Annotated in this window: 3 protein-coding genes; 1 reads left to right on the top strand and 2 read right to left on the bottom strand. The window is 65.1% G+C overall.

All coding sequences use genetic code 11. From position 1 onward, the window contains the following. Positions 1–539: 539 nt before the first annotated feature. Positions 540–719, top strand: a complete 180-nt coding sequence (locus tag VF662_RS04580) for a hypothetical protein (RefSeq protein ID WP_464138207.1) — start codon at positions 540–542, stop codon at positions 717–719. 156 nt (positions 720–875) lie between these two features. On the opposite strand, the gene VF662_RS04575 is transcribed toward VF662_RS04580, so the two are convergent. Beyond that, positions 876–1,331, bottom strand: coding sequence for a hypothetical protein (locus tag VF662_RS04575; protein ID WP_464138204.1), 456 nt, complete (start codon positions 1,329–1,331; stop codon positions 876–878). Positions 1,332–1,788: 457 nt separating this feature from the next. Then, the gene (locus VF662_RS04570; RefSeq protein ID WP_464138200.1) at positions 1,789–2,202 is read right to left on the bottom strand and encodes a hypothetical protein; all 414 of its coding nucleotides are present in this window, start codon (positions 2,200–2,202) and stop codon (positions 1,789–1,791) included. Between the last annotated feature and the right edge of the window lie 474 nt (positions 2,203–2,676).

The raw sequence follows: 2,676 nt of genomic DNA, 5'->3' as shown, positions 1-2,676 counted from the left end.
GGCTGAAGCGGCGATCCCTGCTACCAAGCGGCAGGAAAGCGACGAAGGCGCGTATTTCGGCGACGAGCAGGGTGCGCGGCGCCTGCCGCGAAGTGTTAAGGGCCGGCTTGCGTTGGAGGCCGGGAGCACCAACATAGGTTGCAAGTCGGGTTGAGTTACCCCTTTGCTCGGCCTGTTCGGGCGCTTCGGTTGATGCGCGGCTTAGCTCCCTTGCCAGCTGCTTGCCGAGCGCCCGGACTTTCGGGGCGGGACGGGTCGAGGAGTGCGGGCCGGAGGCCTGCGACTCCCTCGCCTCCGGCCCCGGCCGGCCGCCGTGGGGGCAGGCTGCCAGCCGAGATTTTCCATAAGCTATTGATTATAAACTGAAGATGTATGGCGGTTCGTGCTTCGGGGCCGGCCGAACTTTGGTTTCGGCTGTGAGCCTTGACCTCCGCCGGCTTCGATGGTCTTTGCGGGGGCAACATCAAAGAGGTCAGCGCGTGTCCGCCATTTCCTGGGATGAACCGGCAACCCTCATCGATCTCGACGGCAAGGCGCCGATGATCGGCACGATCCGCGACTGCGCGATGCATTTCGCGATCTTCAAGCCGTTCGCAAAGGCGCAGGCGCGGATCCTGCTGACGAGGCCGGTGCACCGCGAAGGGCAGAAGACGCGCACCTGGCTGCTCAACCCCGATGAGATCGAGCAACTGGCCGAGCGCCTGCAAAGCGAGAGCTGAGGCGCCGCCGCGGCATTCAAGCGCCTCGACCGGCTTCTACTCTTTATTTACGCGGCCGCCGGCCGCTCCGCTGATTTTCCCCCCGGCGGCCACACGCCTTGTCTCCTGTCACGGATGAGCAACTCCAGCGCCTGCGGGCGCTGGAGTTGAGCCGGATCATCGCGGCCTTTTCTTCGTCGTCGTGCTCTTCGGCGTCGCGGTGCTGGTGGTCACCTCGCGCACGGGCTTCTCGCCGCGCTGCTTGTACATGGTCATGGTCCGCGAGCGGACGACCTCGCCCTGGCGCACCTTCGTCATCGTCATTGCGCGGGCACGCTCATCCTCATCGACCGCAGTGGCCCTGGAGCGCTGCATGCCCATCTGATCGTTCGCCCTGGCGACGTTGCTGGTGTTGACCGTGCCGCCGTTCGCGGCCGTGGCGTCGGCGCAACCGGACACGGTGACGCCGGTGGCGGTGCTGGTGCCCTGCCCACAGGTCTGAGCCTTGACGTCCGTGCCCTGCGCGGTGCCGCTGGTGCCGGTGGTTATCTGGGCGGCAGCCGGAACGGCAAGCGCGGAAAGCGCGAGTGTCGAGGCGGCGATCGCCGTCATTGTCTTAAACGCTGACATCATTCTTCTCCTGAAATATCTCGTTCGTCGATTACGATCCGGCAGCCCCGCTCATCCCGCGTCGTCGTCACCGTCCGCCCCAGCTCGTCGGTATAGGACGACATTGCCCGGGAGACGCTGCCCCGTCCGCTCGATGAAGAGGACGAGACGCTCGACGACGCGCTCGAAACGGATCGGCCCGTACTTCTCGAGGATGTGCTCGCGCTCGAGCCTCGACCGCGATGGGTGGAAACGGAAGCCGTTGCACCCTTGGGTGCGATTGCCCGCACTTCACGGCCGTCCGGCAATATCCGGGTTGCGACGCAAGCGTTTCCGGATGTCGTTTGCCGAGCCTTCGTCCCGGGGGCAGCCGGTGCCGACATGGCAGCCAGGGCAATGAGAGTGAGCGGATGCAGGACCGTCATGTGAACGCTCCTTCGATGTGACGGCGCGGCCTCCGGAGAAGCCGCGCCATTCATGCTTAGCAGCGGCGGCTGGGACGAGCCGTGGCTGTCGAGGTGCCGCTGGCGTCAGCGTAGGTTCCGCTGCTCGACCGCTCGGCAGTCGCATAGCCGTCGGAGCTGCTGGAGACCGCGCCGCTGCCCTGTGCAGTGCCGCTCGTGGTGGATGCGCCGGCCGCGGTGTTGCGGTCGGTATAGGCCGTGTTGCTGCTGGTCGTCGCGGCGCTGTTGGGGATGCAAGTCGTCGTGGTTGTCGACATGGTATCGCCATTGCGAGCAGTGCGACGGGTTTGGGTCTGCGTCATGCCGGGCATGCTGCTGGCGCTTCCAGCGCCGCCGACGGCGGCTGCGCCCTTGGGACCGGCGACCGCTGCGCCGGCGGCAACGCTGCCGGAATGGCCGCGCTTATGCTTCTTCTGAGGCCCGTCTGCCATCGCAGCTCCGCTCGCGAGGGCACAGGCGGCAATTGCGGAAATTGCAAATTTGAGTTTCATGACAGACTCTCCTACTTTTTACGAAAGGTAGCGCGATGATTACCCGCACCATCCGCAAGAACACGGGGTAAACTCGCTAAGTTCCTCAGACTATGGCAAGCAGGGCCTCCGGCAGGTCAACTTGTCGTTAACGTGCCGAAACGTTGAATCCGGCAAATATGGCTCTAAGCCTTACTTTTCACGCCCTCGGTCGTGCTATTCTTTTGCACAAACAGGTCTCTCCCGGCCTCGCACTTTATTTTCATGTCTGCGGATGGCCCGTGCCGCGCGCCGCGCCTGTGCCCTTCCGGGACCTTTTGCCGTCCAGCCGATATTGGCGACCCGCGGCGGCCCGCCACCCGCCTGCCGCGCCCCCGCCCTTTGCCTCACCCGCCACCCCTGCTAGGGCGCGGCGAAACCTCCCCGGAAAAGCGT

This window comes from Allosphingosinicella sp. (genome assembly GCF_036387215.1).
GTDB lineage: Bacteria > Pseudomonadota > Alphaproteobacteria > Sphingomonadales > Sphingomonadaceae > Allosphingosinicella.
Note: the sequence above shows the minus strand (reverse complement) of the source record. Positions and strands in the feature narration are given on the sequence as shown.